A 22384-nucleotide genomic window follows, 5' to 3' on the forward strand; every position below is an offset into this window, starting at 1 on the left:
TTTATTTTGTAACATATAATCCTTATGCCTGCTTATTTAAAACTAGCTTAGTTATTCTTTATATTTTTCATACATACTCAATATTAAATATGTAGACACGCCTGATTTAGTTTGTCTACCAAAAACGAAACATTTCCAATATGTAGCAATGAATTAAATTTATATTACTTTAAAATACCATTATGATGTCTAATCTTAAACAGTATAAGAACATTACTTACTTATTCTATTATAATGTTTAATTGCTTCCTTTAAGTGGTCATATTTAAAATCTGGCCAAAAGTCCTTAGTAACCCATAGTTCTGCTTTTGCAGACTGCCACAACAAGAAATTGCTTATTCTCAGTTCTCCACTTGTTCTAATAATTAAGTCTACATCAGGCAATCCTGAAGTAAACATGTAACTACTAACTAAATCCTCGTTTACTTCATCAACGTTAAGATTTTCTTCGTCTATATCATGTATTATTTTTTTTACAGCATTTGTTATTTCTGAACGACTTCCATAATTTAATGCAATATTCAGTGTCATACCAAAATTATTTTCTGTTAACTTTTCTGTTTTTCTAATTTCATTTATTAATTCAGCGGAAAGATTATCTGTAATACCAATATGTCTTACTCTAATATTTTCTCTAGCTTCATTGCGTAATTTTATAAAAAATTCTATAAAAAGCTTCATTAAAAAGTTCACCTCTTCATTAGAACGACTCCAATTTTCAGTTGAAAAAACATAAAATGTAAGTACTTCAACCCCTAATTTAGAGCAAACTTTAGTAATATCTTCAATTGGTTTTGTGCCAGCTTTATGACCAAAAGTTCGAGGAAAGCCTTTCTTTTTAGCCCATCTACCATTTCCATCACAAACTATAGCAATGTGCTTTGGAATTTTAATGCTATTATCGCTTAATAAGTTTTTATTTGAACAATCCATTTTATATTTCATTTCCCTTCTTTTAACTTATTCTTGGTAAATTCAGCTAATGTACTTCCTAATCTAATCCCTTTTTTAATATCTTATGTACGGCTGCCCCATAGAAACGACCCTACCGCACGAACTACCATGCGTTGTTAGCTGTCGTTTTTCTCCACATCATACTAATCATTTATAATATTAACATAATATTCCTCTACATAAAACAAATTAAGCCAGAATTTTAACTCTTAAGAACTAAAATCCTGTATAATCGCTACTATTTCAGACTCGTTATATAAAAATTCTTTCCCCGATTATTTTCTCCCCTCGTAAAGCATTTATTTTTGCTTCATATACATTATCATTTCAGAGAACGTTCTCGTGTTGCTGACGTTTCCCAGCCTTAGAACCACTGTACTTAGGCTGGGGAATATGCCTTAGCGGCTATTTGAAGTTTTCCCCAATTTGAAGAATACACTTTAATACAACACTTGTCCGATTCTAAGTGCTCTCCAGCCAAGGCGGACAGCAACATTTTGTTATCTGCTGTACTCTCTTTTCTCTGCACTAACTTCGGGACTCATTAACACAGCATCTATATCAAAATTATTAAAATCGTTTATGATAATATCTGCTTCACATAAATCTTGTTTTGAAATTAGGTTATTATAGCCTACACAAAACATACCCGCTGTCTTAGCAGCTCTAATTCCATTAGTTGAATCTTCTATTACTATACATTCTTTGGCATTTACTCCTAGTTTCTCTGCCGTTTTTAGAAATATATCCGGATAAGGTTTTGAATTATTAACTTCATATCCACTTACTATAACCTCAAAAAAATCCATTAATTCAAACCTACTCAATACCAATTCAATCTTTTCTCGTTTAGCTGAGGAAGCAACAGCTAACCTGAAATTTTTTTCATGCAATTTTTTTATTAAAACATCTACATCTTTTATTGGCATTATATCCTTATTTTCTCTGATGGTATTAATATACTTTCTTTGAAATTTTTCAACCATAGTAGCAATGTCATAGTTCTTATTGAATTTATTATTCAATCTTGTGAACAACTCAATTGATGTAACTCCGGCACATGAATTATACTCTTCCTCTGTAATAGAAAATCCAATTTCGTTCAAAAAAGAACTCAATACTTGATAGTGTATTATTTTCGTATCAATTATCACTCCATCTTTATCAAATATTATTGCTTTAAACCCCATAATTCTTCCCCCCAATTTAGATGATCCTCTAGGTATATTTTTTGGATTACTTTAGAAGCGAGAACTAGACTTTCTAAAAGAGAGTATTGCAGATAACGTTTCTTGTTGCCGACGTTTCCTGAGCCTTAGAGCCACCGCAATTAGGCTCAGAAATGTGCCTTGGCGTAGTTTTTCAAGAATTTCTATATTTTTAAGACCTACTTGATTATAAGATTTGCTCATGTTTAAAATACTCTCTGCCACAGCGAACAGGGATACGTTGTTATAGGATATGGCAACTCCTCTTTATTTCTATCCGCTAGGACTATGCTTCAAACTAAATCTAAACTTTTACCGAGAACTAAAAGATGAAAATTGAACAAAAAGTTTAATTCGTGATTTATTTAGCCTTCAGTAAAAATTACAGCAGAAAACAAAAATATTATAACTTAATCATGTTACTTGATATTTTTACCCAAGTAAGTAAATCCGTTTGACTTATTACCATTCATTGTCATATATGTGACTGTTTCTAATCTTATATTTTTAAAATCTGATGTAATTGATTCTATCCAACTTAAATCATGATGTCTAAGCACAGCTCCTTCTTGTAACTCAAAAACACCATATTTGTTATATTTATCTTCATATATTTTATATCTTTTTATATTTCTTTCATCAGTATTAAGTAAGAAATCATTTATATATAATATTCCATTCGGCTTTAATACTCTTTTTATTTCATTCATAAGAAAAATTTGGTCACCATCATCAACTATACAAGTTAATACAGCAAATAAAATTATTGAGTTAAAGCTGTTATCTTCATATGGTATTTTTTTATCTTCTTGTACAGTTAAGTTTAACCACGGAAATTGTTTTCTCCCTCTTTCAATCATTCTATTTGAGAAATCTATTCCACATAAGTTTTTAAATCCTTTGGAATATAATTCATTTAATGTTCGTCCATAGCCACATCCAACATCTAAAATTCTATCTTCACTATCTACCAAATCAGAGAATAATTCAATTTGGAATGGTGTTGTAAACTCTTTATCATTAGCTACCTTATTCCAATATTCTTTTTGATGTTCAATTAAATTCATTATTAAAATCCCCCTTATGAAAATATGTGTATAACGTTTCGCATCCACGATGCCCATGAATCCATTTACGTGGTGAATGAGTATGTTGTGGCCTCTTCTAAGGCTTGACTACCCTGCAGTCACAACGAACGGGGATGCATTGTTATGTGAAGTAGTCGACCTAGTTCTTAATCACATCAAAGAAATAATCTGTTTTGCCCTCACTTTCATAACTGGTACTATTAGACGATTCACTTTTCTTCCCCATACCATATGAGGAAATATAGTAACTTTTTATCGGCAATTCATCGTTGCTAATTTTTTTTACGTTATTCTTTGAAATTATTATAAATTTATCATTTTCCTTTATAGCATAATTAACTAATTCGCCTCTGCAAGATATACCATGCCATTCATATAAACCTCTTGGTCTTATCTGTTCCAAATTTAAAAATGATATAACCTGAAAGAACCTTTCAGCTGTTACTAACCTATCATACTGTGCCAATTGTTCTATCTTGCTTGGACGTATAATATATTTTTCCTTATGTGGTAATAAGTCAATAAAATAGTGAACTAAACCTCCTTCTTTACGCGAAATTAACTCATACCTCAACTCCCTAATAGTACCATCATTTTCATAATTAATTTCAAATCCCTCAAGTCTTGTATCATGATTAATCTCTAATTTTTCTTTTATTAATTCCCAATCTTTTTGAAAATCAATTGTATTTATACTGACTGAATGTACTGTAACTTCTTTAGGTCTTTCGTATAAGTACTTATTTATGGAAGGTATAGACAGCCCTATAATAAAAAATATAAGACCTAATAAAGTTGCACGCCGCTTACTTCTGGTATTTAATTTTGGACGTAAAAATATTAAATATATTATAAACCCTAGAGGAATTGCTAGTTTATTAAAATTAAATCTGAAGCTGCCTAGCAGGTAATAGCTCACTAATTTCATAAAAAGAAAATCTTCACTTTTATCACTTTTCCTATATATAATTATTAAGCCCAATATAAGAATAAACGTAGAAATAGTATTGATGTAAATTCCCATCCTTATAACCTCCTATAATATGATGGACACTATTTCACATAACGTTTCTCACTCAAGACGTGCCTCAGCGTTACAGGTGGCTTATTTGCTGACTTAGATAGCTATTATCTTCAGTAGACAAGCCACCGACTTGGTTAGCTGAGGCATGTGCTTTGGCTTCTTCGAAGGCTTTCCCTATACAACCAAAGTGAACTTGAATGCATTGTTAGGCGTAGTCTTTTTTATAAATCTAATACTAAATCAATTTTATTCATTTTTGCATCTTTTACTTCTGGCTTAGCATTACAATACCATTTATATGCTAGTTGCAATCCCTCGAATAAATCAATTCGTGGCATATATAATCCATCTTCTTCAGCTTTTTTTGTATCCAGTAGATATGTAACATTTCTAAAAGGAAAATATTCTCTTATACTTATATTTACTTTTTCACTATCTACTTTTTTTATATTTACTTTTCTATTCACTACCTTCATAGTTGTTTCAACTAACTGTTGCCACGTTACTATCTCGGCATGGGTTACATTATATGCTTGTCCTATTGTTTGGTCTGTATGTATAGCACTTTCAAATACTTTAACCAAATCGCTTATATATATAAATTGTGTCTCTTCATTCCCATTTGGTATAGGAACATCTAATCCTTTGGTTACCCTATCAAACAAATAGGTTTCTCTATATAAATTATTTTCTTCTCCATATATGTAAGTTGGCCTAAATATAGTTACAGGAAATTTTTCATCTTCCCATAGTCCAAATAAATAGTCTTCGGCTTTCTTTTTATCTAATCCATAGCTTCCCCAATTTGCATTTTCACCTCGTGTAAATTCTTCTGTAACTATCTCATCTGAAGGTATATACACTGACCCTGAACTACAAAATACATATCTTTTTAAATTCTCTTTATTTAAAATCGTAATTAATTTTTGCACATCCTCCTTTACATATGCTGAGATATCAAAAATATAATCATAGCTTTCATTTGAAATATTTACTTTTAAATCTTCAATTGATTTTCTATCTCCTTTTAAATGTTTTCTAATTCCATCATATTTAGTAGGTTTAATTCCTCTTGTAAATATATCCACGATATAACCTTTTGATATCAAATATTTTGTCAATGAACTGCTTACAAATTCAGTTCCTCCCATAACTAATATTTTCATACTTTATTCTCCTTTCGTCTTTACTATTCATCTTTTAATTTTAATATTTCTTCTTTAGATAAACCTGTCTTTAATGCTATTGTTTCTACATCCAAAACATCTAATAGATTTCTTGCCACATCTTTTATTCCTTCTTCTCTAGCAGTATCTAGTTCCTCTTGCTTATCTATCAAATTTTTTAGATTTTGCTCATATAATGCTCTCTCATCTTCATTCAAATACATTACATCTAAAACTTCTATTGCCTTTTTTATATTTTTATCTTCTTCTAATTCTTTTGGTATCTTGTTTTTACTATATTCATATGCATTATTTAAAAATGTAACCCATCTATCTAATGTAGTTCTTATATCTGCTAAACTCTTATCAAATTTTTTTAGTTCTATAAAATGTAATTCTAATATATTTGAAAATTCTTTTCCTGTTTTTGAATTATACAGTTTATACATACTGTGATAATCATTACCTTCGAGATAATTAAAGTCTAATACATTTATACCTATGGTTTTATTTAATGCACCATATCTTCCTTTTTCTTGAAGCTGATCTGAATATACTTTTGCCCAATAATATAATGCTCTTTTATCATAAAATGTTTGTGGTGCAACTTGAATTTCTATGTCATACCATTTTCCTTTTTCATCTACAGCTTTAATATCCAGTATAGACATTTTTCCGTTTATATAGTTAGATATATTATATGGATTTTTTATTGTTATATCTTTTATTTGTTCCTGCTCAGTTAAAATTGAATTTATAAAAGATATTAGTAAATCTTTATTTTCTTCACTACCAAATAATTTCTTAAATGCAAAATCTACTTTGGGATTGATTCTACACAATATAATCACTCTCCTGTAAATCGTTTCTCATTATTATATAATAACATATCTACATAATATCCATTAATATTTTTTGCAAAAATTTTCTACCAGCACGAACTGCATTGCAACTAACGTTTCGCATTAAAGACGTTCTTGAGCCGTGCTAGCTCTTAGCTAGGCGAAAGAATGTGCTTCGATGACCTGCTCCAGCGCCCTACTTCAGCAGCGAACGTTAAGGTATTGTTAGTGGACGTTTATCCTTAGCTCTTTTACTAATCCTTGAATTTTTTCAATCACTATATTGGGTTTATCCCAATGAATGTAATGATTAGCACCAATTATGTCTTCTTGCATGCTATTATTTGACCAATTCTTCAGCTCCCTTTGAGTTTTTTCCCAATAAGAATCGCCTTTACTTGTTAAAATAACTAATGGTATGTCTCCAAGCTTTCCATTATCTATGATTTTCTTGGCATTTTCATTCATATTTCTAATTTCACTTCTATTGGTCTTATTTCCTAGATTTTTATAGAACATCATCTTATCGATTTTGCTTAATTCTTTAGGAAGCAATTTATACCTTTTGTCTTCATTAACCATGGGTGTCAATATTCCTATGCTACCTAATGCTCGAACTACGCCACAATCTCTCAATCCTTCTAAAAAATAGTTTAAAAGCACGGCTCCTGGCGCATAGTAATCAGCATAATATTCTGGATTTCCTCCATCAATTAAAACAATTCCGGACACTTCTTTAGGAAACAATTGAGCATAGCGTATTACTTCAAGAGAAGAAAGTGAATGTCCTACCAAAATATAAGGAGGTTTCTCTCCAGCCTTGTCCAATATTTCATGTAAGTCGTTAACCTGTTCATCCACAGTTCTTGGTATAGATGTAGATTTACTCCATCCATACCCTGGTCTATCGTATGTAACTGTTCTTGTAGATTTACTTATTTCTTGCTGTATAAAATAAAAATCTGTATATGCACATGGAGTGCCTGACCCAACAGTAAGAACTATTGTTGGTGATCCATTACCTTTCCCAAATATATGCATCTTATGATTATTTACATCTATTAATTGCCCTGGATAGTTTAACTCTTTGCCTTCATAATAGAGCATAATATTTTGCCATATTGTTCCTATAGCTAAAATCGCAAAAAAGATTATAAGAAATTTAGATAATCTCTTTTTATATAATTTTCTAAAAACTAAAGCCACTTTCATGCTGAATTCTCCAATCACCTTTTATTTTTACACTCTTGATTAATGGTTCCTGATCTGGATAATTCATAAAATTCATCTCAATATTTTTAAATACGTACTCAAAATCTCCGGTAGCAATATAAAAGCATTCAGAAGAAGCACCTGCATTTATTTCCTTTATATCACCAATGTCATATTTGTCTTTTATAATCGCTACTATTTCAGACTCGTTATATAAAAATTCTTTCCCCATCATTTTCTCCCCTCGTAAAAAATTTATTTTTGCTTCATATAGATTATCATTTCAGAGAACGTCTCGTGTCTCCGACGGCACAGCCCTTTAGCGCGACGGCGCTTAGGGGTGGGCTGTTGGAGACATATTGTTAGCCGTCGTTATTCCGCACTATCTCTTCGCCAACTTGACAACTACAATCTCTGGTCTATTAAAAAGTCTCTGCGGAATAATACTATTTCCAAGCCCTCTACTTACAATCATTATTGAATTCCCCTCGTTGTACTTGCCAGAAGTATATTTAGGCATTAACCCCTGATTTGGAGCGATAACCCCCCCAATAAAAGGCAGTCTCACTTGTCCACCATGAGCATGACCAGAAAAGATCAAATCTATGTTATACTTAGCATAAATTGATAGCAATTCCGGTCGATGCGCGAGTAATATCTTAAAATTCTGTTGCTCGCTTCCCTCTAATGCCTTTTGTAGTTCACCGACTAAAAATTTTTCCTCATCATCATATTGTTGGTTAGTCTTTTCTACTGGATCATCAACTCCAATTATTTCAACCTTATTTCCGTTCCTCTCAAGATTGACTTTTGTATCCCTTAGAATTCTAACTCCCCGTTCCTGCAATTTCTTCTCTAATGAACTAAATCTCCCAGACCAGAATTCATGATTGCCGGTCACATAGTAGATAGGTGCTATACCTATAATCTCATCAATGAGCTTAAGGGCAGGTTGCTCTTCATAATGTTTACTATCAACTATATCCCCAGTAATGAAAATAATCTCTGGCTCTACCTTCCTGACTTTAGATACTAGCTTATGCTGATTTTTACCAAACATCTTGCTATGTAAATCTGATAGGTGAACAATCTTTAAACCATCAAACCCTTGTGGCAATTTCTCTAACTCTAAATCAATATTTGTAACTCCTATAGAGTTATTCTGATAATATAGGAAGAATGCCCCAACTATCAAAACAGCAAAGTATATAAATAATTTCTTCATCCTTATTAACAATACACCCCCGATATTAACTTACTTTGCAAGAATAATGACGGATAACGTCTTGCACTCTCGCAGCTATTAAAGCTTAGATAACTCTTATCTCAGCTTTGATGGTTGGCTGTGGCATTTGGGTGGAGCATTTTGCGGAACCGGCAAGTTGTTGTTATCGAAAGTTTTTTATCAATTACTCTACTTGACTTTTACTGAATACCATCTTAAATCTTCTGGATTTGTATAATTTGATTGCTTATATCGATATTCATAACTCTTAGCTGGAGAAATTAAGATACTATCTATAAATCTGAAAAAGTGCTTTATATGGCTTTTAATCTATATATTGAGATATTTTTATTTTAATATTTTTGAATGCTTATGTTTTAATTTTTGAGGCAAAAATTAAATATGTATATAGATAAAAGCTCTGGTTTATCCTCCAGAGCTTTTTCGTATTACTTTTTAGATCTTCTATATCCAGTAGCTTGTGCTTCTTCTTCTGTATTAAACCATGCTTCTGGAACTGTGTTTTCATAGAATTGTCCTCCAGGTACATGGTAGATTTTTTCACCTTTTGAATTTATGTTGCCCTTTATTAGGCCATGTCCACTGGATGTATTTGGTGAAAGTGTTGAAGGCTCAGAGGATGTAGGTGTAGTAGTATCTAATAAGTTATCTAATGTTGATTGAGTAATTCCTGCAGTACCGCCAAGAACATTTAATTTAGTTAGCTTTTTAGCTAATACAAAGTTTTTAGTAACTGATGATGGTTTATCCCCTACTAGAATTATTGGGTTACCATTTAATGCTGCTAAAGCCGATCCACTTAAAGCGTCTGCAAACTTTTCTGAATATGCGATATAAGCATTATCAAAATTAAAGTTGTCTGCAAAAGCATCCATAATATTTGTGTTTCTTACATATTTATCAGCCCCAGGTATTATGTATAGATTAGGAAAGCTAAAAGCTACAGAATCACTAATTAAATCATTTCCACCTAATACATATGTTTTAGGAATATTTTTTCCAACTATAAAACTACTTACTGAAACTGGTACTGAATCTTTTGGCATCAATATTATGGGCATTTGTAATCTTGCAGCTACAGGTGCTACGGAAAGAGCATCTGTAAAGTCACTATCTGTAGTAAGTATTATTCCGTTATCAGTACCTATTTGTTTGGCTACAGCTATAGAAGTTTCATTTCTATCTGCTCCGTAAAATCTCTCTACATTTATACTAATATTATGAAGTTTATCTTCTACTAAGGGACTTACTACACCGGGTCCTCCTATTATAAATACTTTTTTAACATTTAATCTTTTTAACTGATTTTCTGCATTGAGGTCTAGGCTCCCCTTTTGTGTGAGAAGTATTGGAGCATTATACTTTTTAGCTAAAACTGAAGCACTTAAAGCATCTGGAAAGTTTTCTCCATTAACTAAAATTGCATAATCTGAACTCTTCCACCCTTCATTAACAATTTCCGAGCATGTTTGATATCTATCTTTTCCTGATAATCTTTTAGTTTCTACTGAAGCTGCATTAATACTTGATGTAAAAAATAGAATAAACCCTACAATAAGTGCAAATGTATAACCTAAAGTATTCTTATACATATGTATCCCCCTCTTCTATATTATTCCTTTAATTATAATTCATATGACATATTATGTCAAAAATAAAATAATCATGGATTTCTCAAAAGGTTATTTGGCTATAATAAATTCCTGTATATCGAATAAAATTAGACTATAATCCTTACTATCCTTACTTTGACTACTATTCATATTATCCTTACTACCCATATGCAGGAGCTGCTTCTGTCGGGCTACTTGGAGGAGTACTAGCACCTTTGCTAATATTATATATAGTTCTTCAATAAGTACTATTAAAACTATTAATTAATTCCTTCTTATCTATTTTCCCACTTAAGTTAAGCTTTATATCTTTTACTATCTTTATTTTTTGAGGACGATAATGTAATTCTAAATTGTTTTTACAATACTCCATAACCTCTTTTATAGTTAACTTATTATCCCTAGGTAAAATAATTGCCGCTATTTCTTCTCCTTTTACCGGATGTTTTATACCAAATACTACTGCTTTTAATATTTTAGGATGATTATTTAACACTTTTTCTATGTCATAAGGCAGTATTTTTATTCCTCCCTTATTAATAGTACAGTTTTTTCTACCTAAAAGATATAAGTTTCCTTGTTCATCAATTCTTCCCATATCACCGACAGTAGCCTTAGGTCTAAAATCTGGTGCTATATATGGACTTTTCACCCATACTAAACTATCTTCTACCCAAAACTGTACTTCAGGAAAAGCCTTGCCTACACTACCTATTTCAAAGTTTTCTCTAAAATTTATATAAGCTACATGACCTAACTCGCTAGCACCATAATATTCACAAATATGTGCATTAGGAAACTTCTCTTTTAATTCGCTAACAGTTTTCAGATCCAGTTTGTCTCCACAACTTAATAATGAATTCACATTAGGTATGCTTTCTTTTATTTCTTTTAACAGTATTCTATAATGAGCTGGTACCATAAATATACTACTAACATTATTTTCTTCTATTTCTAGAAGCCAGGTCTTTGGATAAATATTTTTAGAGAATACTATACTTCCACCTTCATTTAAAATGTGCATAGCATTATTAAGATTTGCTGTATAAGAAAGAGAACCTACTAAGAAAATTATATCTTTATAGCTAATATTGAACACTTCACTTTGATTTTTAAAGGCACTTGTCCAGCTTTTATGATCTCTCCATATAACTTTATTATGCCCTGTAGTTCCAGAGCTTAGGGCTCCAAGAAAAATATCTGTATCTTTTATATTAGGAAATATAAAATTACTTTCCTTACACAAGCATTCATTCAGAGACTTAATTTCATGCTTTTTTTCTACTGAGTTATTACAATTCTTATAAGTAAATTTATCATCTATTATACAACAGGGATTTATCTTTTTCACAATTCTCTCCAGGTTTGATGGTAATATTTTAATATCGACTGGTATAGAAATTAAACCTGCTCTAGAGCAGGCTAAAAAATTAATTACTGTATTTATGGGATTTACATTTTTTATTATAACCTTTTCCCCTTTTTCATATGTCCCTGCTAAAAACACTGCCCTTTCATGGATACTTCTTACAAGTTCACTATAGGTAACACTTGTATCACCTAAAGTCATACATACTTTAGATGGATTTTCTTCTGCATTTTTATATATTCCTGAAAAAATCAGCATTTTATACTACTCACACCTTTCTACCATAGTTGCTACACCCAGTCCACCAGCTACTCCCAAGGCTGCTATGCCTATTTTTTTATTTTTATCCTTAAGTGCTTCTAAAAGATGAAGCATAATAATTGCACCAGAAGCTCCATAAGGATGACCATAAGCTAATGCCCCTCCAAATATATTTACTTTATCCTTGTGACAATTAAAATACTTTAAAAAAGCCAATATTTTTACTGCAAAAGCTTCATTTATTTCTATTAAATCAATATCATCTATATTTAAATTATGGGATTTTAACAGCTTTTCCGCAGCCACTGCTGCTCCTAGAGGAGATAGGTTTGGATGAAGTCCAGCGCTATCTCCTCCAAGCCATATAGCTTTAGGCTTTAAATTATATCTTTTTACTGCTTCTTCTGATGCCATAACAATAAGTGCTGCTCCATCGTGAGTTAGGCAGGCATTTGCTGCAGTTATTTTACCTTGTTCATTTAAAATAGGCTTAGCTCTTTTCATAAGCTTTAAAGAAGGATTGCTTCTAATGCTGTCATCTTCCTGAATTATACCCTCTTCTGTTTCTATATTATATATAACATCTTTAAGCTTTTTCTCGTGTTTTGCTTTTAAAGCTTTTAAATGGCTCTCCACTGCCCAAATATCCATAGCTTCTCTTTCAATGCTGCAGTACTTTGCTACATTTTCTGCTCCCTCTATCATATCAGGGTCTCCAATATCATAAGGAGAAAATTGTGCTCTTTTATAAAATACATTTTCTCCTCTATGTCTTTCATCCTTAGGATGATATTGTTTATTGGGTGCTAAGCTTGTGCTTTCTGCGCCTCCTACTATAATCAGGTCTTTTTCCTCAGCTTTTATTAAGCTTGCCGCCATATTTATAGCTTTTAAACTGGAACCACACTGAAAATCTATAGTTGTACCAGAAACATGAAATGGAAGTCCAGCTTCTAATAAGCTTAATCTTGCTAAATTCCCCCCTGGACCAATAGCATTTCCAAGTATAACTTCTTCTACAGCATCCTTTGGGATATTATATTTGTCCATAAGTCCTTTAATAAGATAAGCAGTTAACTTTTCTGGTAGAAAATTTTTTAAACATCCATTAGTTTTACCTATTGGTGTTCTTAATCCCCCAACTATATAAACCTTCTTATGCTTGTACATATTTTGCTAATCCCTTATTTAATCTAATTGCTATTACTACTGCAGCTACTGATTTTATCAAATCTCCTGGTAAAAATGGAACAGAACCAACCATAAAAGTTTTCCACATTCCCATTCCTGTAACAAAACTTAACCAAGCTACTCCTAAAAAATGAACTACAATTATTCCACCAAGTAAGCATGCTGCAAACATAATTTTTCCCGATTTATTTTTACTTGTTAAAATACTTATTATCACTGCCCCTACTAAGTATCCAACTAAATATCCTCCAGATTTACCTACAATGACACCTATTCCTGCTCTTCCTCCTGAAAAAACAGGAAGACCTATTGCACCCATAAACAAGAAGGTTAACATACTAAGTCCAGCCTGAATTGGTGTTAACACGCATCCTGCAAGCATTACTGCTAAAGATTGACCTGTTATAGGAATTGGACTAAAAGGTAATGGAATTGTAACATAACTTAAAACCGCTGTAAGTGTTGCAAATAATGCTGAATAAACCATATCTTTTGTTTTTAATTTTTTTGACATATTAAATCCTCCTAATAAATTATAATCATTTAAAAATTACTTTAAAACATACTTTGCTATCCGATATTCCAAATAGAGTTTTAGAATCCTGCCAACATAAAAATATATGGCTACCTGCTAATATTGGACTTATATAAGTTATTTCACAGTTATACATATGCTTTTTTTCTAAGGCTAAATGATCCTCTAATAATAGAAGAATAAGCATAGCCTGAACAATTGGCTTATCTCCTTTATGTATATAATTAGGATCACCACTTATGTAACTAAACCTATGTACCTCATCTTTTGTTATAGTTCTGAAAAAGTCTTTGTTAATATCACATATATAGTTGTTATCAATATTAGTATCCTTTTCTTTGCTTCCATTATTCTTTTTTCTAATCAAGGTGGTTTTAAGTTCTACTAGCTTTTTAAACCCCTCATTTACTTCACAACTACATACTAAATAATCCATAGCTTGTGTTTGCTTTGTTTTTTCAATAATAGATTTTAATTCAACTTCTTCTTGTCCAATCTCTAACTTGTTAATTTTTATAACTTGTTTTGCAATAAAATACCCTAACTCTACTTTAGTTGAAAGCTGTGCTAGTGCTTTTATAAGAAGCATTATAGGCGTAGTTCCTGTATTCCAGGGTTGTTTTAGAAAAAAAGCTTCTTTATAAGTTTTATAATCTAAATTGTTATCAAGACTTTTTTCTATTTTATATACCCCCAATTCATTAAGAACTTTTAATATTTTATATTCGTAATCTATTATATGGTGATTAAACACCATTGTCAACTGACATTATATTTAAAGTTAACAATACTACTATCCCACCTAACAATTATTTACCCTCTTGAAATGCTATTTTTCTTGAACTAAAGTAGAAATCTTAAATATAAATAGACTTCTAAGCTTCAGGGGAGTTTTGACTTCCTCTGAAGAGGAGTTTCCTATAAAGATGGGAGTATTAGAGCGGATAGTCATCGCATAAATACTAAACTCCTGAAATACATAAAAGCATATAAGTTTCATCAACTCACATGCTTTTATGTAAAAATTATTATATATTATTTTAATGAATAGTTAAATTTATTTACATTAACATATTCTAGGTAATTGTTGTCCTGAAGGCATGTCTACTATTCTTTTTCCACCTATAATAGTTTTTAGATAAACCTTCTGGGATACCTGTTCTACAACTCTGCCAATAATTGCTGCATTAGATCCTAATGGATGCTTTTTCATCTGTTCTAATACCTGATTTGCATAAGCCTCTGGTACAAAACAACACAACTTTCCTTCGTTAGCAATGTATAAAGGATCTAAACCTAAAAGTTCACAAGCACCCTTAACCTCTTCGCATAAAGGGATGGAACTTTCTTCTAGCTCAATAGATACATTGCTTATATCTGCAATTTCATTTAATACTGCTGCAACTCCTCCTCTTGTAGCATCTCTTAGTACATGAATATCAGGACATACTTCCAGTACAGAATCTACAAGAGAATTTAAAGCTGCACAATCGCTTTTCAACTCACCATATATATCAATTCCACTTCTTTGACACATAATAGTCATTCCGTGATCTCCCAAGGTTCCGTTGACAATAACCACATCTCCAGCCTTAGCATTATTTGCTTTAATATTTACATTTTCATAAATTGTACCTATTCCAGATGTATTAATGAATAGTCCGTCCACTCCACCTTTTTCAACTACCTTAGTATCACCTGCTATAATTTGAACTCCTGCTTCCTTGGCAGCATCAGCCATAGATTTTACAATAACCTCTAGCTTTTCTATTGGAAAGCCTTCTTCTATAATGAATGCACTAGTTAGATATAAGGGTTTAGCTCCACTCATAGCTAAATCATTTACTGTACCACAAACTGCAAGCTTTCCAATATCTCCACCCCTAAAAAATATAGGGTTAACTACGAAGGAATCTGTAGTAAAAGCAATTTTGCTGCTGTCTAATTTCAGTTGGGCAGAATCATTCATTTCATTTATAATTTCATTGTTAAAATATTTTAAAAATAAATCACTTATTAGGCTATTTGTTTGTTTTCCCCCACTGCCGTGACTTAGTAATATTTTTTCCTCCATATTGCACCTCCTTGGTATGTTTTATAAATTATATCTATAATAAGCTGCACAAGTACCTTCTGAGGATACCATGCAAGAGCCTACAGGATTTTCCGGTGTGCAGGCCTTCTTAAATAGAGGACATTGAAAAGGAGTTATCTTCCCTTTAAGTATATCACCGCATCTGCAGCCTGGACTTCCATCATAATCCTTATAATCTATATTAAAATGCTTTATAGCATCAAATTCTTCATACTCTTTATTAAATGTATATCCACTATTGGGAATAGTGCCTATTCCTCTCCATGTACTATCAGTGACTTTAAAAACTTTATGTAAATACTCTAACGCCTGAGGATTACCATGATCCCTTACTATTCTTTTATATTCATTTATTATGTTATACTCTTCATTATTTATCATATTTATAAGTGTATCTATACCTTTAAGTATGTCAAAAGGTTCAAAACCAGTTATAACTCCAGGTATTTTATACTTACTGCTTAAAAATTCGTAGGGTTCTTTACCTATAACAGCGCTAACATGTCCTGGAAGTAAAAAACCATCAATATTAAGTTCCTCATCTTCAACAAGTGCCCTCATAGCTGGTGGAACAATTTTATGAGCAGTGAGGAAAAATAGATTTTCAACATTGTGCTTCCTTGCCTCTATAGCCGTTACTGCTGTCATTGGTGTTGTTGTTTCGAATCCCACAGATAAAAATACTATTTCTTTAGAAGGATTGTCCTTAGCTAATAACATAGCATCCATTGGGGAATATACAATTCTAATATCCGCTCCTTCTGATTTTCTTTTCATTAAAGAAGTTACCTTGCCGGGCACCCTCATCATATCTCCAAAAGTTGCAATTATAACATCTTTGTTCAATGTTAATTCTAAAGCAGTATCAATATAACTTTGAGGGGTAACACATACTGGGCATCCTGGTCCAGAAATCAACTTTATATTACTTGGAAGTATATCTCTTATGCCATATCTAAATATAGCCATAGTATGCGTACCGCATACCTCCATAATATTTATTTTTTTATCAGTAATATTTTGTATTGATTTTACGAGGCTTTTAGCATAATCTCCATTTCTAAATTCATCAACAAATTTCATTATCTGATAACTCCTTTATTATTTCTAGAGTTATTGCTGCTTCTTCTTCATCAATTGTTTGTATTGCACAGCCTGCATGAACTAAAACATATTGTCCAACTTTTATATCTGGAATAAGATGCATAAAAACTTCTCTTCTCATACTGCCTATTTCTATAATTCCTTTAAAACCATCTAAACTCAAAACTTTTCCTGGAACTGCTAAACACATACTAAGTCCTCCTAAACAAATAAATTTTACTTTTAGCTCTCTATACCTTTTTACTTCTTTTCTCTATAAAATAAACAATCCATATACTTGCTTCATATAGTATAAGTATAGGTAAAGCCGCTAATATGCAGGTAAATAGCCCAGCGTTGGATATAAATAACCCTTCAAGAGTTAGGGTAAATATTATAATGTATTTTCTCCACTTTTTAAGTTTTTTGGAGCTTAACAACGACATTTTACCTAGAAGTACAATTACATAGGGGATCAAAAATACAATACCTATAAAAAAGCAAAAAATGCCTATAAAATTAAAATATGTACCACCTGAAAGCAGCGGAGTCATATACCCTTGTCCATAGGATATGAGAAAACTTAGCATAAACGGTATTATTAATATGTATCCAAAAGCTATACCAGAGAAGAATAAAATTGATATAAAAAATAAATTTTTATACAGTAACTTTTTCTCTTTTTTACTCAACCCTGGATTAATAAAAGCTGCAATTTGATATAATATAATAGGACTTACAACTATAGCTCCTGTAAATAATGATATCTCCATTCTAGTTACGAACCCTTCTGTTATGGAAAAATACACAAGATCCAGTTTAAACTTGGCTATTGGGGTCATCAGTATTTTGATTAAATAGTGAACTTTTTCGTATATGACTCCTGCTGCAGCAGCTACACATATAATAATTATTATTAATCGCTTTCTAAGCTCATTTAGGTGATCTACCACAGACATCTCTTTTATATTTTCATCAGCCATATCTTCACCTCTAAAGTTAATATTTATGCACTTTTCATTAATTTAAGAGCTTCTTTTCTCTTATCACTTTTTTCTAATATGTAAATACACCAAATGCTAATTTCATATAAAGCTATTATAGGCAACGTTACTAAAATAAAAGTTAAAGCATCCAATGAAGGTGATATAAAGGCAACAGTAATTAGTGAAACCATTATTGCAAATTTTCTTTTGCTCTTTAACATCTTACAATTAATTATTCTTATTCTAGATAAAGCAATGAGTACCAATGGAAGTTCAAAAATTAAGCCTATGGTTAACAGCAATGTTCCTATAAAAGAAAAATAATTGCTGCCTGACAAATTTGCTTTCATAAAATCATTACCGCAGTTTAACAAAAAATTTATTGTTGATGGTAACAAAAATTTATATCCAAACAGAATTCCACCTATAAATAGCACTACAGCAAGGGGAATTACAACAAAGTAAAGCAACCTTCTAACCTTTTTATTAATCTTCGAAGCACCCATAGATATTAATAAATAAGCTATTATAGGAGAGGAAACAACTACCCCTCCTAAGAAAGCAACTTTCATCTTTGCCATTATTCCTTCAACAGGGGTCATAAAGTATAATTTAATTCCATTAAGTGGCTTAGTTAAGATATTTACAATATAGTCAGCCTGAAAATACATAAATGATGTAGCAATAATAATAACTGCAAATATTACTATTATTGATTTTCTGAACTTTTCTAGAAAACGTACTGTTTGAACAATTTGTTCACTCTTTACCATACTTTTACTCCTACTACGCTTCCTTCTTCTCTTCATTTTTTGCTGCGGCAGTATCATCCTTTGTGAGCTCACTTGAAGCTTTCTTAAACTCTTTAATTGATTCTCCTATAGATTTACCTACTGAAGGTAACTTCCCCGGTCCAAAAATCACCAATGCAATTACTAATATTATGATTAACTCTGGAAATCCTATTCTTGGCATAACATTCTTCCTCCTAAAAGTCTATTTTATATATTAAATTTTTATTTTTTTCTCTTTTCAACAACCTTGTCTATTAACCATGCACACAATTCATCTATTCCTTGATCTTTTATACAGCTTGTTTCAAAAGTAATGGCGTTAGCATTTAAAGAATTAATATCTGAATAAAATTCTTCTCTATTAAAATTAGTAAATGGCAGTAAATCTATTTTATTTAAAATAACTGCTCCACTTTTTTCAAACATTAAAGGATATTTAAGTGGTTTATCATTTCCTTCAGTAGTACTTAAAACGCAAATCTTTATATCTTCACCAATTTCGAATTCAGCAGGACATACAAGATTACCTACATTTTCTATAACAAGAAGATCAATGTCTTCTATATTTAATGAATTAAGTGAATTCCTAATCATTTCACCATCTAAATGACATGCCCCACCAGTATTTATTTGTACAACAGATATTCCCTGTGCTTCGATTCTCTCAGCATCCTTTGTTGTATAAATATCACCTTCTATTACGGCAATTTTTATTTCATGTTTTAGTTTTGTAATAACTTTTTCAAGTATTGAAGTTTTACCTGATCCAGGGGAACTCATTAAGTTAACAACGTAAATCCCTTTTTCATCTAATACCTTTTTATTTTGTGCAGTTATTTCATCATTTGTTTGAAGTATATTTGTTACTACCTTAATTTCGCTCATTTTTTTACTCTCCTTCAATTGTATTAACATAAAGCTCATATCCACTTAAAATATTAGTGGAAAACTTATTACAGTTTGGACATAATTTATTGAAGTGATCTATTTCGAATACAATGTCGCAGTCATTGCACATTGCAGTTGCTTTTACCTTTTCAATTAAAAACTCTGCACCCTCAGCTATTGTTCCTTTAGATAAACTGTTAAATGCAAATATTAGTGAATCAGACATTACTCCAGAAAGTTCTCCAATTTTTATAGTGATTTTAGATATGTTTTTTATGTTATTTTCCTCAGCCTTTTCTAAAACAATCTTTATAGAATTTTGCATAATTGAAACTTCATGCATAGCACTCACCTAACTTATATTTAATTGTTCTTTAATATCTAACTCTATCTTAATAAGTTTTATAATTTCAGGTATTTTATTCTTCATAGTTTCCGTCATTTCTGTGTCCAAACATATTTTTTCAGGCTCTATTCCGAATATTGTAACCTGTGGAAATTTACCTAACATATTTGCCATTTTAACTACGTCTAGTATCTGTACATCATGTATTGATAAATTCTCTTTTTTGTAATCCTTAATATCCTCTGGATTAATTTTATAAATAGTACCTGGCTCATATCCTGCTCTCAAACAGTCCACAACTATTACTTTATCGTAATCTAGAAAGTAGCTTAATGTATCTAGTGTAGAAGTACCTCCATCTACTAGTTCTATAGTAGATGGAAGCTTTTCATTTTCCAATTGCTTTATTGTATAGACTCCTACACCGTCATCTTTTAAAAGTATGTTACCTATTCCAATGATGACAGTATCTTTCATAATTAAACTCCTAAAGGCTGTACTATAAATTTAGACATTTCTACTCCTTCTGGTGACATTACATGTACTGAACATCCTGTACATGGGTCAAAAGAGTGAACTATTCTTAATAATTCTACTGGCTGAGTTGTATCAGCTACATGAGTTCCTATTAAGGCTTTTTCTATTGGACCAACATTTCCGCTGTCGTCCATTGGTGAAGCATTCCAGCAAGTTGGTGTAATAATCTGAAATCTTGATATTTTTGAGCTTGATACTGATACCCAGTGTCCAAGAGCTCCTCTTGGTGCTTCTGTTAAACCTACTCCACTTCCTGAAGTTGGTGTTCCTATATTAGTATATCCATTCTTTCCAGTTACTATTTGATTTACCCAAGTCTGCATATTGCTTGCTATCTTAGCAGTTTCTATATATCTTGCCATATGCCTGTCCATAACTGAAACGCCATTTTTATAGTCTCCACTTACCCAAGTTCTTGCTATAGAACCTGCCTCGTAAGGTTGTCCATTATATCTTGGAGCCTTAAGCCATGTATATGCTCCTGATTTTCCGTAGTTCGGTGTTGTTGTTTCGCTAGCAGGGTTTACTCCAGATGGTGAGGAATACCAAGAATGTCCTACATATTCTTTAATATTAGCTTGGTTAAAGCTTCCCACTGTTCCATTAGTTACTGTGCCTGCTGGGAATAACTTACTTCCAGTTGTGTTAGTGTCAAATACACCATAAGCTATTAAATCACCGTAACCTGTACCTACAGTATAGTAATCGCTGTAGGTTGATGCTAATTTATTAACATCTGCTTGATATGTATTTGTAATAAAAGCTGTTATAGTATTTAAATAATTCTTAAAATTGCTTATATCTGTTGAGGATGGTGTTGCAGTTACACCACCTGGAACAACATTAGCAACGTGTGGAAGCTTTCCTCCGAATATTGCACCCATTTCGTGTGCTTGTCTTCTAATTGATAATGCAGTTACATAATTGTCAATTAGTTTCTGATTATCAGTTGAACTAAATCTATAATCTTGACTATATCCAGGTGTCCATGGAGACATTTGTGGTCCTTTAACATAGTCCATCAATGCTAGGTGATAGAAATGCAGAATATTATCTGATAAATAATTGGAGCCCTGAATAAGATTTCTTAAAAGTAGTCCTTGTAATGTAGGAGTAAATCCTGCTGCTTGTTCTATTGCCTTTGATGAAGCAATAGCATGGGATACAGGACATAGACCGCATATTCTTTGTGTTAAAAATGCTGCATCCTTTGGTACTCTATTAATTAACATGTTTTCAAAATCTCTATAAAGTCCACCTGAAGCCTGAGCTGCAGTTACATTGTTATTTGAATCAAGAGTCACTTCAACTTTTAGATGTCCTTCTAATCTAGTTATTGGATCTAATACTATAGTACTCATTTATATCATTCCTTTCAAATTAGAATACCTTTTACACAAATTACTGTGGAATATTCAACGGATTAGTTGGGAATTGTGGCTTAGTACATCCTATACATGGATAATTTGCCGAACCCAAACACCAGTTTATGCCATTGTTCCATTTTAGTGAAGCACATGGTGCATTACAGTATACACCCATGCATCCTAAATGCTCGTAGCAACCCGGTTGTCCAACTGCTGCAGCATCAGGTCCTTCCCTTCTTGGGCAGGTACTGTGTACATATCTTGCAAAGTACTTAGTTGGCCTGCTGTTACTATCAAGTGTAGGCATACCTGTAATTATAAGGTCAAGTAATGTCTGTACCAAAACTGTCGGATGGACAGGACATCCTGGAAGATTAACAACTGGATTTTTAGTTTTACCACTTAATAATGATTTCACTGTTGTACAAGATGTTGTATTAGGGGCAGCTGCTGATACTCCTCCAAAAGCGGAACATGTCCCTGCTGATACTACGTACTTAGCCATAGGACCATATTTTAATAAAGCCTGCTGCATTGTTAATGGTGAACCATTTTGCTCACCAATTATACAGTAGTTTC

General features: G+C 31.8%; 25 protein-coding genes and 1 pseudogene. All 26 read right to left on the reverse strand.

The genetic code is table 11. From position 1 onward, the window contains the following. Nucleotides 1-213: 213 nt before the first annotated feature. Nucleotides 214-945, reverse strand: coding sequence for a polyprenyl diphosphate synthase (gene uppS, locus HGI79_RS19510; RefSeq protein ID WP_241428278.1), 732 nt, complete (start codon nucleotides 943-945; stop codon nucleotides 214-216). 388 nt (nucleotides 946-1333) lie between these two features. Beyond that, nucleotides 1334-1483, reverse strand: coding sequence for a hypothetical protein (locus HGI79_RS19515; RefSeq protein WP_185652371.1), 150 nt, complete (start codon nucleotides 1481-1483; stop codon nucleotides 1334-1336). Beyond that, the gene (locus HGI79_RS19520; protein WP_185652347.1) at nucleotides 1455-2144 is read right to left on the reverse strand and encodes an HAD family phosphatase; all 690 of its coding nucleotides are present in this window, start codon (nucleotides 2142-2144) and stop codon (nucleotides 1455-1457) included. The genes HGI79_RS19515 and HGI79_RS19520 overlap by 29 nt, the downstream gene beginning before the upstream one ends. A 437-nt stretch (nucleotides 2145-2581) precedes the next feature. Continuing rightward, complete coding sequence (locus HGI79_RS19525; RefSeq protein WP_185652348.1) at nucleotides 2582-3229, reverse strand: class I SAM-dependent methyltransferase; 648 nt, start codon at nucleotides 3227-3229, stop codon at nucleotides 2582-2584. Between the two features lie 160 nt (nucleotides 3230-3389). Then, a complete protein-coding gene (locus HGI79_RS19530; RefSeq protein ID WP_185652349.1) occupies nucleotides 3390-4274 on the reverse strand; it encodes a hypothetical protein in 885 nt (294 codons plus the stop codon). Between the two features lie 221 nt (nucleotides 4275-4495). Beyond that, nucleotides 4496-5440: an NAD-dependent epimerase/dehydratase family protein gene (locus tag HGI79_RS19535; RefSeq protein WP_185652350.1), complete on the reverse strand. Its 945-nt coding sequence runs from the start codon at nucleotides 5438-5440 to the stop codon at nucleotides 4496-4498. 23 nt (nucleotides 5441-5463) lie between these two features. Further along, nucleotides 5464-6291, reverse strand: coding sequence for an Rpn family recombination-promoting nuclease/putative transposase (locus tag HGI79_RS19540; protein WP_313885238.1), 828 nt, complete (start codon nucleotides 6289-6291; stop codon nucleotides 5464-5466). 216 nt (nucleotides 6292-6507) lie between these two features. Further along, a complete protein-coding gene (locus tag HGI79_RS19545) occupies nucleotides 6508-7494 on the reverse strand; it encodes an alpha/beta fold hydrolase (RefSeq protein WP_185652352.1) in 987 nt (328 codons plus the stop codon). After that, nucleotides 7472-7726: a hypothetical protein gene (locus tag HGI79_RS19550; RefSeq protein WP_185652353.1), complete on the reverse strand. Its 255-nt coding sequence runs from the start codon at nucleotides 7724-7726 to the stop codon at nucleotides 7472-7474. Before HGI79_RS19550 ends, HGI79_RS19545 begins: the two co-directional genes overlap by 23 nt. 150 nt (nucleotides 7727-7876) lie before the next feature. Then, nucleotides 7877-8719, reverse strand: a complete 843-nt coding sequence (locus HGI79_RS19555; RefSeq protein WP_185652354.1) for a metallophosphoesterase — start codon at nucleotides 8717-8719, stop codon at nucleotides 7877-7879. A gap of 449 nt (nucleotides 8720-9168) precedes the next feature. Then, on the reverse strand, nucleotides 9169-10332 hold the full coding sequence (locus HGI79_RS19560) for a cell wall-binding repeat-containing protein (RefSeq protein ID WP_185652355.1): 1164 nt from the start codon (nucleotides 10330-10332) through the stop codon (nucleotides 9169-9171). A 259-nt stretch (nucleotides 10333-10591) separates the two neighbouring features. Beyond that, nucleotides 10592-11980, reverse strand: coding sequence for a class I adenylate-forming enzyme family protein (locus tag HGI79_RS19565; protein WP_185652356.1), 1389 nt, complete (start codon nucleotides 11978-11980; stop codon nucleotides 10592-10594). Nucleotides 11981-11986: 6 nt separating this feature from the next. Further along, a complete protein-coding gene (locus HGI79_RS19570) occupies nucleotides 11987-13153 on the reverse strand; it encodes a thiolase family protein (protein ID WP_185652357.1) in 1167 nt (388 codons plus the stop codon). Then, a complete protein-coding gene (locus tag HGI79_RS19575) occupies nucleotides 13140-13688 on the reverse strand; it encodes a biotin transporter BioY (RefSeq protein ID WP_185652358.1) in 549 nt (182 codons plus the stop codon). Before HGI79_RS19575 ends, HGI79_RS19570 begins: the two co-directional genes overlap by 14 nt. 25 nt (nucleotides 13689-13713) lie before the next feature. Continuing rightward, nucleotides 13714-14472, reverse strand: coding sequence for a hypothetical protein (locus HGI79_RS19580; RefSeq protein ID WP_241428279.1), 759 nt, complete (start codon nucleotides 14470-14472; stop codon nucleotides 13714-13716). A gap of 303 nt (nucleotides 14473-14775) precedes the next feature. Continuing rightward, nucleotides 14776-15783, reverse strand: coding sequence for a hydrogenase expression/formation protein HypE (gene hypE, locus HGI79_RS19585; RefSeq protein WP_185652359.1), 1008 nt, complete (start codon nucleotides 15781-15783; stop codon nucleotides 14776-14778). A 21-nt stretch (nucleotides 15784-15804) separates the two neighbouring features. Continuing rightward, nucleotides 15805-16887, reverse strand: coding sequence for a hydrogenase formation protein HypD (hypD, locus tag HGI79_RS19590; protein WP_185652360.1), 1083 nt, complete (start codon nucleotides 16885-16887; stop codon nucleotides 15805-15807). Beyond that, nucleotides 16874-17098 carry a HypC/HybG/HupF family hydrogenase formation chaperone gene (locus HGI79_RS19595; protein ID WP_185652361.1) on the reverse strand — a complete coding sequence of 75 codons (225 nt, stop codon included), beginning with the start codon at nucleotides 17096-17098 and terminating at the stop codon, nucleotides 16874-16876. Before HGI79_RS19595 ends, hypD begins: the two co-directional genes overlap by 14 nt. 40 nt (nucleotides 17099-17138) lie before the next feature. After that, the gene (gene tatC, locus HGI79_RS19600; protein WP_185652362.1) at nucleotides 17139-17870 is read right to left on the reverse strand and encodes a twin-arginine translocase subunit TatC; all 732 of its coding nucleotides are present in this window, start codon (nucleotides 17868-17870) and stop codon (nucleotides 17139-17141) included. A 23-nt stretch (nucleotides 17871-17893) separates the two neighbouring features. Beyond that, the gene (tatC, locus tag HGI79_RS19605) at nucleotides 17894-18646 is read right to left on the reverse strand and encodes a twin-arginine translocase subunit TatC (protein WP_185652363.1); all 753 of its coding nucleotides are present in this window, start codon (nucleotides 18644-18646) and stop codon (nucleotides 17894-17896) included. Nucleotides 18647-18659: 13 nt separating this feature from the next. Beyond that, on the reverse strand, nucleotides 18660-18848 hold the full coding sequence (gene tatA / locus HGI79_RS19610; RefSeq protein ID WP_185652364.1) for a twin-arginine translocase TatA/TatE family subunit: 189 nt from the start codon (nucleotides 18846-18848) through the stop codon (nucleotides 18660-18662). A 41-nt stretch (nucleotides 18849-18889) separates the two neighbouring features. After that, a complete protein-coding gene (gene hypB, locus HGI79_RS19615) occupies nucleotides 18890-19552 on the reverse strand; it encodes a hydrogenase nickel incorporation protein HypB (protein ID WP_185652365.1) in 663 nt (220 codons plus the stop codon). Nucleotides 19553-19556: 4 nt separating this feature from the next. Further along, nucleotides 19557-19898 carry a hydrogenase maturation nickel metallochaperone HypA gene (hypA, locus tag HGI79_RS19620; RefSeq protein ID WP_185652366.1) on the reverse strand — a complete coding sequence of 114 codons (342 nt, stop codon included), beginning with the start codon at nucleotides 19896-19898 and terminating at the stop codon, nucleotides 19557-19559. 9 nt (nucleotides 19899-19907) lie between these two features. Then, complete coding sequence (locus HGI79_RS19625) at nucleotides 19908-20378, reverse strand: HyaD/HybD family hydrogenase maturation endopeptidase (RefSeq protein WP_185652367.1); 471 nt, start codon at nucleotides 20376-20378, stop codon at nucleotides 19908-19910. Nucleotides 20379-20380: 2 nt separating this feature from the next. Then, on the reverse strand, nucleotides 20381-21799 hold the full coding sequence (locus HGI79_RS19630) for a nickel-dependent hydrogenase large subunit (RefSeq protein ID WP_185652368.1): 1419 nt from the start codon (nucleotides 21797-21799) through the stop codon (nucleotides 20381-20383). 40 nt (nucleotides 21800-21839) lie between these two features. Continuing rightward, a pseudogene (locus tag HGI79_RS19635) lies at nucleotides 21840-22384 on the reverse strand ([NiFe] hydrogenase small subunit HydA); the annotation flags it as partial.

This window comes from Clostridium sp. DJ247 (assembly GCF_014231265.1).